Source organism: Flavobacterium dankookense, from assembly GCF_004362665.1.
Lineage (GTDB): Bacteria > Bacteroidota > Bacteroidia > Flavobacteriales > Flavobacteriaceae > Flavobacterium > Flavobacterium dankookense.
The window spans coordinates 84,827-102,685 of the sequence record NZ_SNXR01000017.1; the positions used below are offsets into that span (position 1 = coordinate 84,827).

General features: G+C 34.3%; 17 protein-coding genes. 9 read left to right on the forward strand and 8 right to left on the reverse strand.

Annotated features, from left to right (window positions below; translation table 11 throughout):
• Positions 1 to 83 precede the first annotated feature (83 nt).
• Complete coding sequence (locus BC748_RS12590; protein ID WP_246014042.1) at positions 84 to 1,307, forward strand: hemolysin family protein; 1,224 nt, start codon at positions 84 to 86, stop codon at positions 1,305 to 1,307.
• Positions 1,308 to 1,489: 182 nt separating this feature from the next.
• Complete coding sequence (obgE, locus tag BC748_RS12595) at positions 1,490 to 2,524, forward strand: GTPase ObgE (RefSeq protein ID WP_133533858.1); 1,035 nt, start codon at positions 1,490 to 1,492, stop codon at positions 2,522 to 2,524.
• 121 nt (positions 2,525 to 2,645) lie between these two features.
• Here obgE and BC748_RS12600 read toward each other — a convergent pair whose 3' ends face one another.
• The 4 genes from BC748_RS12600 to BC748_RS12615 all read right to left on the reverse strand — a co-directional run bounded on the left by BC748_RS12600 (position 2,646) and on the right by BC748_RS12615 (position 4,922).
• A complete protein-coding gene (locus BC748_RS12600) occupies positions 2,646 to 3,173 on the reverse strand; it encodes a hypothetical protein (protein WP_133533859.1) in 528 nt (175 codons plus the stop codon).
• Positions 3,174 to 3,344: 171 nt separating this feature from the next.
• Positions 3,345 to 3,818, reverse strand: coding sequence for a DUF6265 family protein (locus tag BC748_RS12605; RefSeq protein ID WP_133533860.1), 474 nt, complete (start codon positions 3,816 to 3,818; stop codon positions 3,345 to 3,347).
• A gap of 85 nt (positions 3,819 to 3,903) precedes the next feature.
• Positions 3,904 to 4,539, reverse strand: coding sequence for a class I SAM-dependent DNA methyltransferase (locus BC748_RS12610; RefSeq protein ID WP_133533861.1), 636 nt, complete (start codon positions 4,537 to 4,539; stop codon positions 3,904 to 3,906).
• Positions 4,540 to 4,604: 65 nt separating this feature from the next.
• Entirely contained in the window at positions 4,605 to 4,922 is a 318-nt protein-coding gene (locus BC748_RS12615; protein WP_133533862.1) for a hypothetical protein, read from the reverse strand.
• Positions 4,923 to 5,358: 436 nt separating this feature from the next.
• Here BC748_RS12615 and BC748_RS12620 point away from each other — a divergent pair, with 436 nt between their 5' ends.
• The 3 genes from BC748_RS12620 (at position 5,359) to BC748_RS12630 (ending at position 9,982) form a co-directional block, all read left to right on the forward strand.
• The gene (locus BC748_RS12620) at positions 5,359 to 7,509 is read left to right on the forward strand and encodes a S46 family peptidase (protein WP_133533863.1); all 2,151 of its coding nucleotides are present in this window, start codon (positions 5,359 to 5,361) and stop codon (positions 7,507 to 7,509) included.
• A gap of 343 nt (positions 7,510 to 7,852) precedes the next feature.
• Positions 7,853 to 8,539, forward strand: a complete 687-nt coding sequence (locus BC748_RS12625) for a tetratricopeptide repeat protein (RefSeq protein WP_133533864.1) — start codon at positions 7,853 to 7,855, stop codon at positions 8,537 to 8,539.
• An 87-nt stretch (positions 8,540 to 8,626) separates the two neighbouring features.
• Positions 8,627 to 9,982 carry a UDP-N-acetylmuramate--L-alanine ligase gene (locus BC748_RS12630; RefSeq protein ID WP_133533865.1) on the forward strand — a complete coding sequence of 452 codons (1,356 nt, stop codon included), beginning with the start codon at positions 8,627 to 8,629 and terminating at the stop codon, positions 9,980 to 9,982.
• Between the two features lie 83 nt (positions 9,983 to 10,065).
• On the opposite strand, the gene BC748_RS12635 is transcribed toward BC748_RS12630, so the two are convergent.
• On the reverse strand, positions 10,066 to 10,671 hold the full coding sequence (locus tag BC748_RS12635) for a DUF1287 domain-containing protein (protein WP_133533866.1): 606 nt from the start codon (positions 10,669 to 10,671) through the stop codon (positions 10,066 to 10,068).
• Between the two features lie 53 nt (positions 10,672 to 10,724).
• Between BC748_RS12635 and radC the strand changes: the two genes are divergently transcribed.
• Genes radC through BC748_RS12650 form a run of 3 tightly spaced genes read left to right on the forward strand, consistent with a single transcriptional unit; the run spans position 10,725 to position 12,837 of the window.
• A complete protein-coding gene (radC, locus tag BC748_RS12640; RefSeq protein WP_133533867.1) occupies positions 10,725 to 11,414 on the forward strand; it encodes a RadC family protein in 690 nt (229 codons plus the stop codon).
• 3 nt (positions 11,415 to 11,417) lie between these two features.
• Entirely contained in the window at positions 11,418 to 12,101 is a 684-nt protein-coding gene (locus BC748_RS12645) for a YjjG family noncanonical pyrimidine nucleotidase (protein ID WP_133533868.1), read from the forward strand.
• A 1-nt stretch (position 12,102) separates the two neighbouring features.
• Positions 12,103 to 12,837, forward strand: a complete 735-nt coding sequence (locus tag BC748_RS12650) for a hypothetical protein (RefSeq protein WP_133533869.1) — start codon at positions 12,103 to 12,105, stop codon at positions 12,835 to 12,837.
• A 34-nt stretch (positions 12,838 to 12,871) separates the two neighbouring features.
• Here BC748_RS12650 and BC748_RS12655 read toward each other — a convergent pair whose 3' ends face one another.
• The gene (locus tag BC748_RS12655; protein WP_133533870.1) at positions 12,872 to 14,149 is read right to left on the reverse strand and encodes a replication-associated recombination protein A; all 1,278 of its coding nucleotides are present in this window, start codon (positions 14,147 to 14,149) and stop codon (positions 12,872 to 12,874) included.
• A gap of 304 nt (positions 14,150 to 14,453) precedes the next feature.
• On the opposite strand from BC748_RS12655, the gene BC748_RS12660 reads away from it, so the two are divergent.
• Positions 14,454 to 15,245, forward strand: coding sequence for a rhomboid family intramembrane serine protease (locus BC748_RS12660; RefSeq protein WP_133533871.1), 792 nt, complete (start codon positions 14,454 to 14,456; stop codon positions 15,243 to 15,245).
• 135 nt (positions 15,246 to 15,380) lie between these two features.
• Here BC748_RS12660 and rlmB read toward each other — a convergent pair whose 3' ends face one another.
• A complete protein-coding gene (gene rlmB / locus BC748_RS12665; protein ID WP_133533872.1) occupies positions 15,381 to 16,115 on the reverse strand; it encodes a 23S rRNA (guanosine(2251)-2'-O)-methyltransferase RlmB in 735 nt (244 codons plus the stop codon).
• A gap of 52 nt (positions 16,116 to 16,167) precedes the next feature.
• Positions 16,168 to 17,682, reverse strand: coding sequence for a BamA/TamA family outer membrane protein (locus BC748_RS12670; RefSeq protein ID WP_246014043.1), 1,515 nt, complete (start codon positions 17,680 to 17,682; stop codon positions 16,168 to 16,170).
• Positions 17,683 to 17,859: the final 177 nt, after the last annotated feature.

Genomic DNA, 17,859 nt, shown 5'->3' on the forward strand with positions numbered 1-17,859 from the left:
AAAACTTTTTAGGTTAACCAAATATATTTCAATTGGAAATTTTTATAATTTTTCTCCTTATTTTATTGAATGGAGTTTTCTCAATGTCAGAGATTGCGCTGATTTCCGCAAGGAAAAGTCGTCTCGAAAGTGCAGCAAAAAAAGGAAACACCAACGCAAAAGTAGCATTAGATTTAGCTAATTCTCCAAATAAATTTCTCTCCACAGTTCAAATCGGAATCACCCTAATCGGAATTTTAACTGGTCTTTATTCAGGCGATAAAATCACCGACGATGTCAAACTATTTTTTGATGGTTTTGTGTCGTTACAACCATATTCTCAAAGTATAGCCGTTGGAGTAGTGGTAGTCGTTTTAACATTTTTCTCTTTAGTTTTAGGCGAACTATTACCAAAACGAATTGGATTAAATTATCCCGAAGCCATTGCAAAAGCTGTAGCCGTTCCTATGAAAATGGTTTCAATTGTCACAGCACCGTTCATTTGGTTGTTGACCGTTTCTACCGATTTTGTTTTGAACGTTTTTAAAATAAAACCAACTGCCGACGGAAAAGTAACCGAAGAAGAAATCAAAGCCATCATAAAAGAAAGTGCCGAAAGTGGTGAAGTGCAAGAAATTGAACAAGACATCGTGGAACGCGTCTTCCATATCGGCGATAGAAAAGTAAACTCCTTAATGACACACCGCCAGTGGATAGTGTACCTTTCTACAGATGACACCATCGAAGAATTAAAGGAAAAAGTACTTGGTGAACTTCACTCGGTTTATCCTGTGTGTAACGAAAATCTTGACGAAGTACAAGGTGTCGTTTTGTTGAAAGACCTCTTTTCAAACTTTGAAAAAGGAAACTTCGATCTAACAAAAATCACCAAAGAACCCGTTTATTTAATCGAACACACTTCGGCATACAAAGCACTCGAAAATTTCAAAAAATCAAAAGTACATTATGCCTTCGTTACCGATGAATATGGCATTTTTCAAGGAATAATTACGCTAAACGATATATTAGAAGCACTCGTTGGCGATGCTGCTGATTTTGATGAAGACGAATACCAATTGCTATCTCGCGAAGATGGAACTTGGCTCGTTGACGGATTGTATTCACTACACGATTTCCTCACGTACTTCGATATGGATGAAATTACAAACGATTATGACGTAACCACAGTAAGCGGATTAATCATGACCGAAATGGGCAAAATCCCAACACAAGGTGAAAAACTTATTTGGAACAAACTAGAACTTGAAATCATCGATATGGATGGCGTTAAGATAGACAAAGTACTAGTAAAATCAATAACTGAATAAAAAAATTAGGAGCGAATGGTTCGGGCAATGAGTAAACCATAATCCTGCTTTTCGTTACAATCTTTTTTTTCAAAAAAGGATTTCCACTACAATCAGGGCTAAACAGCTAGCCATAAAAATAAAATAAAAGTCAGTTAGATAATTTTTCAATACAGAAATCTAACAATTTAAAATCAAAAAAAATGACTGAGGGCAATTTCGTAGACTACGTAAAAATATACGTTTCTTCTGGAAAAGGAGGAAAAGGCTCATCACACCTTCACCGTGAAAAATTCATCGAAAAAGGCGGACCAGATGGCGGCGATGGTGGTCGTGGTGGACATATCATTCTGAAAGGAAATAAAGGTCTTTGGACATTATTTCACTTAAAATTTGCCCGTCACGTAAAAGCCGGACACGGTGGCGATGGTGGAAGTTCTAGAAGCACAGGTCACGATGGCGAAGATAAAATCATCGAAGTGCCATTAGGAACGGTAGTTCGCGATAAAGAAACCGACGAAATCCTTTTTGAAATCACCGAACACGGCGAAGAGCGCATTCTAATCAAAGGAGGAAAAGGTGGACTTGGAAACTGGCACTTTAGAAGTTCCACAAACCAAACACCGCGCTATGCACAACCTGGTATGCCTGCCGAAGAACTAGACGTAGTTCTAGAACTTAAAGTACTTGCAGATGTTGGTTTAGTAGGTTTTCCTAATGCAGGAAAATCAACCCTATTGTCAGTGTTAACTTCCGCAAAACCTAAGATTGCTGATTATCCGTTTACTACTTTAAAACCCAATTTAGGAATTGTAGCTTACCGCGATTTTCAATCGTTCGTAATTGCAGATATTCCCGGAATTATAGAAGGCGCAGCCGAAGGAAAAGGTCTAGGGCATTATTTCTTACGTCACATTGAGCGCAACTCCACTTTGTTGTTTCTCGTTCCAGCGGATGCCGATGATATCAAAAAAGAATACGATATTCTCCTTGACGAACTCCGTCGATACAATCCTGAAATGCTCGACAAAGATAGACTGATAGTGGTTTCTAAAAGCGATATGCTAGACGACGAACTAAAAGCCGAAATGAAAAAAGAACTCGACAAAACCTTCAAAGGAATTCCTTATCTGTTCATTTCCTCAGTAGCCAACCAAGGTCTAACGGAACTGAAAGACAAACTCTGGCAAATGCTCAACATCGATACCGAAGAGCCTGAAAACAGCCACGGAATATAAAACAAAATCCCAGCATTGCTGGGATTTTTTAATTTACTTAAAACTTTCTATTGAAAGAATAGTTTAGAAAATGTTTTATGAAGTGATGTTTGTAATCTCTTTACTTAAACTTTTGATGTTTTTAATCCCAAAAATTAATTATAGCATTAAATTGTTCTTCATTATTTCCTTGATTTTCATATTTGTATAAATTATCCCAATATAGTACACCTCCGATTTTTACAAAAACTTTATAATATCCTTTCTCTAAATCACCTATATTCAAGCTAATACCATTTGAAGATTGTCCGTTGATAGAAAAATTTGAATTCGATACAATTAATTGTTCAGCATACAAACTTGAATTTAAAATACTACTGAAGTCCACGTTTTGATGTATTTTTTGGGGATTCGATTTCACAAACCAAATGTCGGTTATATTTTCTTGTGAAGAAATGGAAATAACTTGATTTGCGGGGTTGGGATAAACCACAAACGAATTATTTACTAAAACATTTGGATTCCCAAGTTGCAACGGTGTATCGTCTGAAGTCTCTCTAAAATTAATTCCAGTTACTAAATTTAGTGCAGTTTTGCCTAGATTGTTGTTTTCATCTTCGTTGCAGCTCAAGGATAAAATGGTAACTAAAATTAACAGTGATTTTTTCATAGTGATATGAAGTATTTTTTAGATTGTTAAAAATGTTTGCGAATGAACGTTAGACTAAACGAAGTAACGATAAATCTCTACTGAATTGTAAATATATAAATTAATTTTCGGCAAATGAAAAACCAATTCACACATTGTTTTTAATGCATTTTACAACTAATTATTTGAACATCAATTTTCTTTTTCAAATTCGAAAGGTATCGTCATCCCATCTCCAGAAACCACTGCGCTAAACGCATTACCTTTATTGGTATATTCAATACGTTTTGGAAACTCGTTGAGGTTGTTTTCAAAAACAAACGAACGCTCATCAACTTTAGACAGTTTGAATACAGTTGGTTGCGTGTCTTCTTTCCCAGTAACGGCAAACTCCCAAAGAGTATCTGTCTTACTTAACCTAACATTCTCTTTCCAAACAGTGTCTTTCTCAAGCAAAGTGTAACCTATTCCAATAAATTCCGTGTTGCTTTTCTTTTCCCAACGTTCAAAAGTTTGCTTCCCATCCTGGTCATTTTTTCTAATCCAATTCCCCACGAGCCAATCAAACTCGGTTTTGTTAGTCTCAACCTTTTGTACCGTCGTGTCTTCCGTTTTTTTACAAGAAAAGAAAATAGAAATAATCAAAAGTAATGTCAGTCGTTTCATTTTTAGTTAGTTTATTTTTTCTTTTTAAAAGGTATTATTTAAGTTACTAGACTTTCCATAAAGGAACTCAAAGCTTAAATCCATACTATCGTTTATTTTCAGCAATTATGATCGTATGTACTTCTTCTGTTTTATCATTTTTCTCATAACGTTTTCGTATCAAATTTTGATTTCCAAAATGATTACGGTCTAACAGATTAGTTAAGTGCTCTAAATTATGATAATAAAAGTAAGTTCTATCACCGCTACTACCTTGCTGATAACCAGATTTTTCTTTTTCACCTTCAACAAAACTTAAGTATATTACCCCATTTTTGTTTAGCAAGTTTTTACAATTGACTACAAACTTTTCAACATCCAATTCAGATAAATAAGGCAAACAAAAACCACAAACAATTCCATCAAACCTAGACGTAATAGTTTCAATCTTTCTACTGTCAACCAATTCAAATTTTGCAGTCGGGCAATTTCTTTTTGCCAATTCAATCATGTTAGGTGAAATGTCAGTTCCTAGAATTTCTAAATCGGGTCTTTTTGCCAAAAAATATCTTGTTATGTTACCTGGACCACAACCAATTTCCAATACCGTAGATTTTTTTTTCGACAATAAATCGCAAAACACGTCATAAGTATCGTTATACAAATCCAAATCCATGAACTTATCTTCGTATAGTTTTGCTACTTTATCCCAAGTTTCAAATGTTTCTAAATATTTATCCATTTCTGTTTTTTTTTAGCACACGAATAATGTTTTACAATAGGGTTATTGGTTCGTTGCTTTTTTGATTAATTATTCTCAAATAGTTTTTTTCCGTTTTTCCAACTAATTAAGTCAACTTGATTCATTCGTTTGAATTGAATTTTAGATGAAATTTTTTTTGATTGTTTCATTGCTTCTACATGTATTCCATTGCGATAAAAAGTATTAATTTCATTTTCACTCTCCCATAATGTCATTGTATACCAAACTTTTAAATTCCAATTCCCAGTTACTTTATAATCTTTACATCCTGATTTTTTAAGTTCATTAATAATTTGCCCATTGAATTTAAAAAACTCGATTAACTTTGAGTAAGAGTTCAACTCTATTTTAGTTATTGACAATATAATTTTAGGGATTTTTTTTAATAAAAATTAAAATATATCTAGTCGCTTTGAGCAGCACTAAATTAATAATTTCATCTTTATCTTCTCAAATCTACAAAATTCTCAGACATGATAATTACGGTTTTCCACAAACAATTGATTTTTACAAAACGGTATCAACAAACTTGTCATGCCGTAGAGATCTCATTTAAAAGTATCAAATCTCCTCATAAATGACAAAAGATGTGTCGGAAATAATAACTAACAATAAATTATATATTGAAATAACAATTTTTACTCCCAACTAAATCGTTTTCGTTTTAACAAAATTTTAATTCCATTTCATCAAAAAAAAGTATCTTCGCACCGCTTTTAGTTACTTTTGAAAGTGTAACATTTTCAAACAGTCTCAGACTACTAGTATTCAATCTATTACTAATTATATTTTTTTACAATGAAGAAAATTGTTTTATCCTTAATTGCAGGGATTATGCTTACGCCAATGAGTGTAAAAGCTGACGAGGGAATGTGGTTCCTAATGTTCCTTGAGCGTTTAAACCACCGCGATATGCAAAAAATGGGCTTGCAACTAACAGCCGAAGAAATTTACAGCATCAACAACCACAGTTTGAAAGACGCAATCGTGCAATTCAACGGTGGATGTACAGCTGAAATCGTTTCTAAAGACGGTCTAGTATTAACCAATCACCACTGTGGTTATGATGCTATTGCTGAACTTTCAACTGCAGAGAAAAACCTATTGAAAGATGGTTTTTGGGCAGAAAACAGAAAGTCAGAAATAAAACCATCTAGTTTATTCGTTCGTTTCTTCGTTCGTATGGATGATGTTTCTAAAAGAATTTTATCAAAAGTAAACCCTTCAATGAGCGAAGCTGATAGAGAAAAAGCAATCAATCAAGAAATTGCTGCTATCGAAAAAGAAAACAACGAAGGCGGAAAATATACCGTATCCGTTCGTCCTTTCTTTCAAGGAAACGAATACTACTACTTCGTATATCAAGATTATAAAGACGTTCGTCTAGTTGGAACTCCACCAGAAAGCTTAGGAAAATTTGGTGGCGATACAGACAACTGGGAATGGCCACGTCACACTGCCGATTTCTCTATGTTCCGTGTGTATGCCAACGCTGATGGTTCGCCAGCAGAATACTCAGAAAACAACGTTCCTTTAAAACCAAAACACTACTTACCAGTAAACATCGGTGGAGTGAAAGAGAACGACTATGCCATGATTTTAGGTTATCCAGGAAGAACCAACCGTTGGATGCCAGCAGGTGGAATTGAGCAAAACGTTAAGTTTGCTTATCCTGCATGGGTTGAAGGTGCAAAAACAGGTATGGACAACATGAAAAAATATATGGATCAAAGTGATGCTTTGAACTTAATATATGCTTCTAAATATGCTAGCACGGCCAACTACTGGAAAAACCGTCAAGGAATGATTGATGCATTATCAAAATTTGGTACAGCAAAAACAAAAGCAGCACAAGAAAAGAAATTCAACGCTTGGGCTAACAAACCAGCCAACAAAGCAAAATATGGCAACGTAGTTGAAAACATCAACAAATTCTATGGTTTAACTAACGAAAAATCAAGACACGACAACTACATGCAACAATTATTCAGAACGACTTCTTTCGGAACTATCGGAAGAACACTAGGTCGTCAATTGGATGCATACGTAAAAGCAGATGCTGCAAAACGCGCTCAACTTGCACCAGCTATCGAAGAAATGGCTACAGAAATGTACAAAGAAATTCATATTCCTGCAGAGAAAGATTTGTTAGCAGCTCAATTGAAATTATACGCTACAAAAGCAACAGGATATGCAATTGCGCCAGCTGTAAAGAAAATCGGTGACGAAAACAATAACGATTTTACTAAATACGTAAACGCAGCATTTGATTTAAGTATCTTCACATCAATGGATAGAATTAAAGCGTTCTTAGCTATTCCAAACCAAGCAATGCTAGAAAGCGATCCGCTTTATACGTTGACTAACGATATGATTACACACTTCAATACAAAATCAGACGAAATCACCAAAGCACAAAACGATTATAGTGCTTCATTCCGTCTATTAGTAGAAGGTTTAAGAGAGTCAAAAATCGGTACAATCAAATATCCAGACGCTAACTCAACTTTGCGTTTAACTTATGGAAAAGTACGTTCGTTACCTGCAGACAAGCGTAATGATGCAACTATTAACAACTACACAACGCTTGCAGGACAAGTTAAAAAATACAAAAAAGGCGATCAAGAATTCGACCTTCCAGTAAAAGTTCTTGAAATGCAAAAAGATAAAAACTACGGTCGTTATGCTGACAAAGACGGTTCACTACACGTAAACTTCTTAACAGACAATGACATCACAGGAGGAAACTCAGGTTCACCAGTACTTAACGGAAAAGGAGAATTAATCGGTCTAGCTTTCGACGGAAACATCGAAGCAATGGCTGGCGACGTAATCTTCGACGCAAAATTACAAAGAACCATAAACGTAGATATCCGTTACGTATTGTGGGTAATCGAGAACTTCTCGGGTGCAAAACACATCGTTGACGAAATGACATTGGTGAAATAATCAATCCTGCAAGGTTTTCATAGCCTTGTAGGTTTATATAATAAACTCCGAACTATATTAGTTCGGAGTTTTTTTTATACATTATTTTGTCATTCCGTAGGAATCCCATCTTTTTTTTAGAGCGAATCATTCGGGATGTATCAGCAATCCATTTTCCCGCTTTCCGTTTCAATCTTTTTCGTCAGTTCGAGTTTTGGATTTAACCAAAGTATCGAGAACACGAAAAAGGATTTCCACTACAATCGGGGCTAAACGGGATTTGAATTGAATTTATGTTAACTTCTTCATCACTTATATTAAAATCCAATTCCAATTTGTTATTTTTGACCAATACTAGTATAACATGAAAAGCTTAACCATTTTCTTCATTCTAATCACCTTCAATATGATGGCTGAAACTGATTTTGACAAAGCTGAAAAGCTATACAAAGCCGAGAAGTACGAGCAAGCAAAACCATTGCTAGAAACGGTAATAAAAGAAAACCCAAACCACTACAAAGCCATCGAATACCTTGGCGACATAGCAGGTCATCAAAAACAATGGGATGCTTCAATAACTTATTACACCAAACTCAAAAATCAATTTCCAAAGAATGCAAACTATTGGTATAAATATGGCGGTTCAATGGGAATGAAAGCCAAGTCAGTCAATAAATTCAAAGCTCTCGGAATGATAGACGACATCGAAGGTTCTTTTCTAAAAGCCGCAGAATTAGATAAAAAACACATCGAAACACGTTGGGCTTTGGTCATGCTCTACATCGAATTACCAGGAATCATTGGCGGAAGCGAGAAAAAAGCATTAAAATATTCAGATGAATTAATGAATCTTTCCAAAGTTGATGGACATCTTTCCAAAGGTTACATTGACGAGTATTTCAGTAGATACAAAAAAGCAGAAGTAAATTATTTAAAAGCCCACGAAATTGGTAACTCAAAAACCACTTTTCAAAAACTTTATAATTTATATTTGAACAAATTAAAAGACAAAGCGAAAGCAACTAAGTTAAAAGAACAATTCGAAAAATAGGTTAAAAGGTTATGGGTTTATAAGTTTACAAGGCATTGTGTCTAAAATTCATAAACTCATAAACTCATAAACTCATAAACTTTACAAATGAGAACACATTTCATAGCAATCGGCGGAGCAGCCATGCACAATCTAGCACTAGCATTACACAATAAAGGATACCAAGTTACAGGAAGTGATGACGCCATATTTGAACCATCAAAATCACGTTTAGAAAAAAAAGGTTTATTGCCAGTTGAAATGGGTTGGTTTCCCGAAAAAATTACGCAAGACATTGAAGCAATCATTTTAGGAATGCACGCCAAAGCAGACAATCCAGAGTTGTTAAAAGCTAAAGAATTAGGTTTGAAAATCTACTCATATCCCGAATTTTTATACGAACAATCTAAAAATAAAACCCGAGTTGTAATTGGTGGTTCACACGGAAAGACTACCATAACTTCAATGATTTTGCACGTAATGCATTATCATAATATCGAAGTAGATTACATGGTTGGCGCGCAATTGGAAGGTTTTGACACCATGGTTCATCTTACAGAAACCAACGATTTTATTGTGCTTGAAGGCGATGAATATTTGTCTTCTCCAATTGACAGACGACCAAAATTTCATTTGTATCAACCTAATATTGCATTACTTTCTGGAATTGCTTGGGATCATATTAATGTGTTTCCAACGTTTGATAATTATGTGGAACAATTTGAAATTTTTGTAAATCAAATTACTAAAGGAGGAATTCTAGTCTATAACGAAGAAGATGAAACTGTAAAAAAAGTAGCCGAAGAAACTACAAATACTATAAGACGTTTACCATATGCAACACCAAGTTATTCTGTAGAAGACGGAACAACATTATTAGAAACTCCAGAAGGTCCAATGCCAATCGAAGTTTTTGGAGCACACAATCTAAATAACTTGGCTGGTGCCAAATGGATTTGCCAAAACATGGGCGTTGACGAAGCCGATTTCTATGAAGCCATTGCCAGTTTTAAAGGCGCAAGCAAACGTCTAGAAAAAATCGCCGAGGGAAAAGGAAAAGTGGCTTATAAAGATTTTGCCCATTCACCAAGCAAAGTTTCAGCAACAACCAAAGCGGTTAAAAATCAATATCCTGATAGAAAATTAATTGCTTGTTTAGAATTACACACTTACAGTAGTTTGAATGCCGAATTTCTAAAAGAATATCAAAACGCACTTGACGCAGCCGATGTTGCCGTAGTTTTCTATTCGCCAGATGCGGTAAAAATTAAGCAATTAGAAGAAGTAACTTACGACCAAATTGCGCAATCATTTCAAAGAGAAGATTTAATTGTTTACACCAATCCAGCCGATTTTAAGAATTTCTTATTTAGTCAAAATTTTGATAATTCTGCTTTATTATTAATGAGTTCTGGGAATTACGGTGGATTGAATTTTGATGAAGTGAAGGAGTTGGTGAAGTAAGATGTTTTTTTTCATTTCGACGAAGGAGAAATCACACTCGTAATTTTTTTATACGATTTCTGCTTCGTCGAAATGACAAAGTACTACTTTCCATAATTAAAATGCCCAACAATTTTCCAGCTAAACAAGCAATCTTCTAAAACTTGTCCTCCGCCAATATTATGCACTATCATTGGATTTCCGTTGCTCGATTTTTTATGAGTTACAATTCCAATGTGAGGTAATTTTCCGCCGATCATCCAAGTTACAATTTCGCCAGTTTTATAATCGTTTGGATTATCTGAAACTTCCAGTTTTTTGCCTTTTCGAATAAAGAAAACTTCAAGATTGGGAACTCTTCTATGGTCAATATTAGTATCAGTTTTTTTCAAACCCCATTTGGTTGGATAATTTGAAAAATTAGCTTTCATATCTTCGTGGACTTTTTTTTGTAAATCAATATCAAGTTTTCGATAAGCACGAATGATAACATCACTACAAACTCCAGTTTTTGGAGGAACATCACCATTGGGGTATTTTATCGAAACATAATCTGGCGTGTAAACGATACTTTCATCAATGATGGAAATAGCCGCATTAGAAAGTTTTTCTTCAAACGAATTTGGCTTAGGATTTAGAATGGTTTTTTCTTTTTTTTGCCCACAAGTTAAAAAACTTAAGATAATTAGTATAAAATAAAATCGTTTCATATATTTAGCCTTTTATTTACAAAACGTAAATATTACTATTTTAGTATAGAAAAGTGGAACAAAATTTTTCAATAAAAAACTGGGCAGAAGACGATAAGCCTCGCGAAAAGTTAATGCTGAAAGGGAAACAAACTTTAAGCGATGCTGAGTTAGTCGCTATTTTAATCGGTTCAGGAAGTCGAAATGAAAGTGCGGTTTCACTGAGCAAAAGAATTCTAGCAAGCGTTGATAATAATCTGAATGCTTTAGGCAAACTATCATTAAAACAATTGATGGAGTTCAAAGGAATAGGCGAGGCAAAAGCCATTTCGATTGTAGCAGCAATGGAATTAGGAAGAAGACGTAGAACAGAAGAAACAGTTGAACTTAGCAAAATAACTTCAAGCAAAGCGGTTTTTGAAATTATGCAACCTATAATTGGCGAACTACCACATGAAGAGTTTTGGGTACTTTATTTGAATAATTCCAACAAAGTAATTTATAAATCACAACTTTCTAAAGGCGGAATAACAGGTACTGTTGTAGATATTCGATTGATTTTTAAAACTGCATTTGAGCAAAATGCAACATCAATTATTTTGACACACAATCATCCTTCTGGAAAATTAATTGCAAGCGATGCGGATAAAGAAATTACTAAAAAGCTTAAATTTGCAGGAGAACAAGTTGACATTAAAGTGCTAGACCATGTGATTATCACAGAAAAAAGCTATCTGAGTTTTCAAGACGAAGGAATTTTTTAAAACATGAATACGATTACCGATATATTTTTTGACCTCGATCATACGCTTTGGGATTTTGATAAAAATTCTGTTTTAGCATTTGATAAAATTTTCAAAGCAAATCATCCAACGATTGACACCAACCAATTTGTAGAAATTTATGCACCAATAAATCAAGCTTGTTGGAAGTTGTATCAAGTAGATAAAATTACTCATGATGAACTGCGTTATCAACGATTAAAGCAGACATTTGATATTTTAAATTATTCAATTTCAGATGACGAAATAGACCAAATTTCAATTGATTACATTGAGTTTTTGCCGGATAATAATTTGCTTTTCGATGGAGCAAAAGAACTTTTAGACTATTTGTTCCCAAAATACAATTTGCATATTATTACCAATGGTTTTGCTGAAGTTCAAAACAGAAAACTTAAAAATTCAGGTATTGAAAGTTATTTCAAGACTATAACTGACTCTGAAAAAGCTGGTGTAAAAAAACCACATCCAAATATATTTGAATTTGCCTTATCTTTGGCTAATACAAATAAAGAAAACGCTATTATGATTGGCGATTGCATTGAAGCTGATGTGAAAGGAGCAATTGATTTTGGTATGAGAGCGATTTTATTTGACGAAAAAAACAATAATACTTTTAAGGATGTTGAAAAAATCAATCATCTTTTGGAATTAAAAAAAATAGTATAAAATGAAACGATTTCTATTGTTGATTATTTTATTTGTTTACAACTTAACTGTCGCACAAAACATTAACGATTATAAATATGTCATTGTTCCAGCAAAGTTTGATGCCTTTAAAGAACCAAATAAGTATAATTTAAATGTAAACACCAAACTGTTATTACAAAAATATGGTTTTGAGGTTTTTATGATTGACGATGAATTGCCAACTGAAATTGCTGATAGCAGATGTAAGGCACTATTTGCAGACGTTATTGAGGAAAAAGCTTTAATGATTTCTAAGCTAAAAATTGTGCTAAAAGATTGTAAAGACAAAGTTGTTTATGAAACGGCTGTTGGAAAAAGTAGAGAAAAAGATTTTAAAGTTTCATACAATCTTGCTTTTCGTGATGCGGCAAAGTCATTTGAGACTTTGAATTATAAATATAACGGCGGAAACGAAATAGCTGTTACAACGGAAGAAAAGCAAGAACCAAAAGAGGAAAGTAAAATCTACAGCCTAGAAACCAATCCAGAAAATTCAGAAATTTTCTTTTTTGCACAACCTATTACCAACGGTTTTCAAATTGTAAATAGCGAACCAAGAGTAATCATGCGATTGTTTAATACTTCACAAAAAGGCGTTTTTATTGCAATTAGAGGAGACGAAAAAGGAATAGTAATTACTAAAAACGGCAAATGGTTTTTTGAAAACTATGTCGATGGAAAATTACTTTCAGAACCAATAAATATTAGGTTTTAACTTGAAACTTTAAACTCGAAACCCGCAACTTTTTCTAATACCCATATTTATCCTTCCAACGATTTTTCAAAAAAGTTCGCAACTCATTTTCGCGAGCATTGTTTCCTGGTTTGTAAAAAGCCGTTTGTTTGAGTTCGTCGGGTAAATATTCTTGCTCCGAAAAGTTATTCGGATAATTATGCGAATATTGGTATTCTTCGCCATAACCCAATTCTTTCATCAATTTAGTTGGCGCATTTCTTAGATGAATCGGAACCGATAAATCTCCAGTTTGTTTAACAATAGCTTGTGCTTCGCCAATTGCCATATAACTTGCATTGCTTTTTGGTGAAGTTGCCAAATATATAGCACATTGGCTCAAAATAATTCTACTCTCAGGATTTCCAATCGTTGAAACCGCTTGAAACGTATTATTTGCCATAATAAAAGCTGTTGGATTGGCATTGCCAACATCTTCGCTGGACAAAATCAACATTCGTCTCGCAATGAATTTTACATCTTCGCCACCTTCAATCATTCGAGCTAACCAATAAACAGCACCGTTTGGATCACTACCGCGAATTGATTTGATAAACGCCGAAACAATATCATAATGTTGTTCACCAGTTTTGTCATATAAAACCGTGTTTTGCTGCACCAAATCCAAAACTTTTTGATTGGTAATCAAAATTTCTTCTTCAGCGCTTGCGTTTACAATCAGTTCAAAAATATTTAGTAGTTTGCGTCCATCACCGCCAGAAAGTCGCAACAACGCTTCCGATTCTTCGATTTCTATTTTTTTGGTGGCTAAAACCGTGTCAATTTTCATAGCTCGGTCCAACAAAGCCAGCAAATCGTCTTTAGAAAACGGATTTAAAACATACACCTGACAACGTGACAATAACGCCGGAATAACCTCAAAACTCGGATTTTCGGTCGTGGCACCAATCAAAGTAACCCAGCCTTTTTCCACTGCTGCAAGAAGTGAATCTTGCTGTGATTTACTAAAACGATGAATCTCATCAATAAACAAAATCGGATTTTTTGCCGTAAACAATCCACCACTTTGTTTGGCTTTTTCAATCACATCGCGAATGTCTTTAACACCACTATTTATCGCACTTAATTCATAAAACGGACGATTACTTTGCTTCGCAATAATTTGCGCCAAAGTCGTTTTTCCAGTTCCGGGCGAACCCCAAAAAATCATCGACGGAATAATTCCTCTCGAAATCTGTTGCGTCAACGAGCCATTTTCGCCAACCAAATGTAGCTGACTGATATAATCTTCCAATCGTTGTGGTCTGATACGTTCTGCAAGTGGTGCTTCCATGGCGTAAAAATAAGGTTTTTAATTTTTTTTGGAGCGAAACATTCGGGCTTTTTTAAATCATTTTCCCGCTGTTCGTTTCAATCTGTCATTGCGAGGAACGAAGCAATCTCATCAAATTTTTGGTTGCGCAATGACAGGATTTCCACTTCCATCGGGGCTAAAATTCAAACTTTTGGCTTCTTTTACAGTTTGTGAACTTTATGGTTAAAAATCAAAGTCAACTGACAAAATAGCATTAAATAATTTTTGGTTGTATTTTTGATAAACCATAAACGCATCTAGCTAGTCGAAGTGTTTTAACATAATGCATAACAACGAAATCAACCATTTTAAATTTACACCTTCTGTTTGGATAGTACCAACATTTTTGTTGCTACTCGTTTGGTTGGTGTTTTTTATCGAACATAAATTTAATATCAATTTAGTACAACACGGCATTTTCCCGAGAACGTTCTCAGGATTACAAGGTGTTTTGTTCAGTCCATTTTTGCATGGCGATTTATCACATATTAGCAATAACAGTTTTCCTCTATTTATTTTAACGGCAGCTTTGATTTATTTCTATCGCGATATTTCGTTGAAAGTGCTTTTTTATGGCATATTGTTTTCGGGATTAATCACTTGGATTATTGGTAGAAGTTCGTATCATATTGGTGCCAGCGGATTGATTTATGTATTGGTTTCCTTCATTTTCTTTAAAGGAATGATGACGCAATATTTCCGATTGATGGCTTTGTCGTTGACAGTTGTAATGATTTATGGCGGAATGGTTTGGTATGTTTTTCCAAGCGAAGAACTATCGTTGGGAAAATCTATTTCTTGGGAAGGACATTTGGCTGGGTTTTTAACTGGTTTTGCTTTTGCGGTTTTGTTCAAAACACCCGATTATAAAGAATCCATAAAATACGAATGGGAAAAACCCGATTTCAATCCAATGGAAGATGCATTTATGAAACGATTTGATGAAAATGGAAACTTTGTAAATCCTCCAAAACCTGAAGAACTTGAGGTTGTTGATGAAGAAGTTTTTCCGCCAAAAGTGAATTATATTTATGTTTTTAAACAAACCACAGACGATAACAAAAAAGCAGAATAGTTGTTTTTTTAGCCCCGATTGAAGTGAAAATAAAAAATGCTTCCATGGTTTGGAAGCATTTTTTATTGTAACGAAAAGCGGGAAAACGGTTTACTGATAAATCCCGAGCGATTCGCTTCAAATTATCTTTAAATTTTAACTTCTCTGTCTCACAGTTTCATACAAAAACGCGCCGCAAGCTACGGAAACATTGAGCGAACCGATTGTGCCGAACATTGGTAACTTGGCTTTCGCATCTACAATTTTTAAAACTGATGGATTGATGCCTCGATCTTCACTTCCCATGATGATGGCAACGGGTTCGTTTAATGAAATATCGTAAATACTATCTTCTGTTTTTTCGGTGGCAGCAACGGTTTTGATTCCGCTTCCTTGAAGGTAAAAAATGGCGTCTTTGATGTGGTCAACTTTGCAAATTGGTACATTGAAAACTGCTCCAGCCGAGGTTTTTACGGTGTCACCATTTACTGGTGCAGAACCAGTTTTTTGAACAATAATGCCGTCAACTCCTGTACATTCTGCTGTTCTGATGATGGCACCAAAATTTCGAGCATCGCTTAGCTGGTCAAGGATTAAAAACAATGGCATTTTTCCGCTCTCGACAACGCTGTCAACTAAAGTTTCCAGTTTTACAAACGAAATAGGAGCGATGGTTGCCACTGCACCTTGGTGATTATTTGGGGTTAATCGGTTTAGTTTTTCAACAGGAACGTAACTGAAATTGATGCTGTTTTTTTTCATCGTTTTCATTAATTCTTGCATCAATTCGCCTTGTGCATCGCTTTGAATAAAGACTTTGTCGATTTCTTTTCCAGCCGAAATGGCTTCAATTATTGCTCTAATTCCGAAGATTTGGTTTTCTTTTTCCATGCGGCAAAGGTAAACTTTTTTAAGAAGTTTAAAAGGTTATGTGTTTAAGAGTTTAAAAGTTTGCTTTTAAGCTGATATGAACAATCGAATTAGATAGTTTTGCGGTTTGCTCTTTGGTACTTCCGTTGGCATAAATTAGGTTGAATAATCCGTTTTTGGTTTGAAGTCCAATGCCAAAACCAAGTCCTAATAAAGTGTTGCTAGTATTCGAAGTGTTGTCTTTAAAATAGCCATAATCAATAATGGAATGCGCATAAAGGTTTGGTGAAAGCACATAGCGATATTCGGTTAAAATGGAAGTCAATAGATTTCCTTGTAGTGAATTTTCGTTAAATCCACGAATAGAATTGATGCCGCCAAATCTAAAAAGTTCATTGACTAGATAGGTATTGCTTTGCAAATAAAAATTCTGCGATTTGATATTGATGACGTTTTTATCGTTCAAATAGAGGTTATGCCTAAAAAGTAAATTTCCAAAAAACTGGATGGTGTTTTCGATATTTGATTCTCGTTTTCCAGTTCCAAATTTGATTTCAAAATGGGTTTTTTCGGGAAAAAGAAAATCATCAATTTTGAAGTTGGTGTATTCAAAGCCTGTAGTGTAAAATGTGCTTTCAAAATCACTTAACGAAAAGGTGTTTACGTTTTGAATATCGCTCGATTCATTGGACTGATAACCAATATAAGCTCGTGTTGTATAATTGAAATAGTAACCTAAATCCAAAGCAGTTCGCGTATTTTGAAATGTACTGTCTTGTTTGAAAATATTTAAATTGGCTTTTATTCCAAATGGACTTTTGAAAATATATGGAATTTCGGCACCAAGATTAAAGGTTCGTTGTTCTTGACCGTCACTTTTCCAAAATAGCGAAAGTTTCTCGCCCGAATTTAAAACGTTGTTTAAAATAAGGTCGACATAACCGCTGAAAACCACTTTGTCTTGCTCATCATTAGTAAAGCCAATATAGCCGTCAAAAGAATTTGCTTTGGCTTTTTCTAGATAAACATATATTTTGGTAGAGTCTTGGGTAAATAAAATTTCAGGATATTTGGTTTGCTTTACAAAACGGTATTTTTCGATATCGTTGTGAAGTTTTTCCAGAGTTTGTTGATTGAAAACTTTGTTTTTGTATAATCGAATTAAATTCTTTTTGTGACTTTCCGGAAATTTATCAACACCATTAATAACGATGTTGTTGACTTGTCTTTTTTTTCCCGTATAGATTTTTAGATCGGCTTTGATGAAATTATTTTCCCGTTCGATATTTTCAAGCGAAACTTTGCTCGTGGAATAACCTTTGGTTTCGAGTTTTTTTATAATCGCATTCAGAAAAGTTTCGCTTTCGGTTACAGAGATTATAATTGGATTTTGGTCAGGAAGCAATTCGTTTAATTCATTTTCCTTATCTATATATATATGTATCGATTTTGTTTGTTTGCCGATACTGTAATGAAATCTAAAAACTGAGTCATTTTCTTTTTTGTTTTCCAATTCTTGAAAATCATAAAAACCAAGTTGTGTTAGTTTTTTGGCAAACAAGACATTTTCATCAAGAATATTTTTCACACTCGAGTGTTTTGTTTTGTATCCGATAGAGTCGATTGTTTTTAACTCGTTTTCTTTTTCGGAAGTTATTTTTAAATAGAAATTTTGACCAAATATAATTTGGTTACAAAGAATAAAAAGTAATATAAAAAAAAATCTTTTCAAGAGGAATGATTATTCAGTTTCAAATTAACGTAA

Bases quoted from the DNA above. Each gene is read 5' to 3' on its own strand.
- BC748_RS12590 (WP_246014042.1), top strand. From the start codon at position 84: ATGTCAGAGATTGCGCTGATTTCCGCAAGGAAAAGTCGTCTCGAAAGT.
- obgE (WP_133533858.1), top strand. From the start codon at position 1,490: ATGACTGAGGGCAATTTCGTAGACTACGTAAAAATATACGTTTCTTCT.
- BC748_RS12600 (WP_133533859.1), bottom strand. From the start codon at position 3,173: ATGAAAAAATCACTGTTAATTTTAGTTACCATTTTATCCTTGAGCTGC.
- BC748_RS12605 (WP_133533860.1), bottom strand. From the start codon at position 3,818: ATGAAACGACTGACATTACTTTTGATTATTTCTATTTTCTTTTCTTGT.
- BC748_RS12610 (WP_133533861.1), bottom strand. From the start codon at position 4,539: ATGGATAAATATTTAGAAACATTTGAAACTTGGGATAAAGTAGCAAAA.
- BC748_RS12620 (WP_133533863.1), top strand. From the start codon at position 5,359: ATGAAGAAAATTGTTTTATCCTTAATTGCAGGGATTATGCTTACGCCA.
- BC748_RS12625 (WP_133533864.1), top strand. From the start codon at position 7,853: ATGAAAAGCTTAACCATTTTCTTCATTCTAATCACCTTCAATATGATG.
- BC748_RS12630 (WP_133533865.1), top strand. From the start codon at position 8,627: ATGAGAACACATTTCATAGCAATCGGCGGAGCAGCCATGCACAATCTA.
- BC748_RS12635 (WP_133533866.1), bottom strand. From the start codon at position 10,671: ATGAAACGATTTTATTTTATACTAATTATCTTAAGTTTTTTAACTTGT.
- BC748_RS12645 (WP_133533868.1), top strand. From the start codon at position 11,418: ATGAATACGATTACCGATATATTTTTTGACCTCGATCATACGCTTTGG.
- BC748_RS12650 (WP_133533869.1), top strand. From the start codon at position 12,103: ATGAAACGATTTCTATTGTTGATTATTTTATTTGTTTACAACTTAACT.
- BC748_RS12655 (WP_133533870.1), bottom strand. From the start codon at position 14,149: ATGGAAGCACCACTTGCAGAACGTATCAGACCACAACGATTGGAAGAT.
- BC748_RS12660 (WP_133533871.1), top strand. From the start codon at position 14,454: ATGCATAACAACGAAATCAACCATTTTAAATTTACACCTTCTGTTTGG.
- rlmB (WP_133533872.1), bottom strand. From the start codon at position 16,115: ATGGAAAAAGAAAACCAAATCTTCGGAATTAGAGCAATAATTGAAGCC.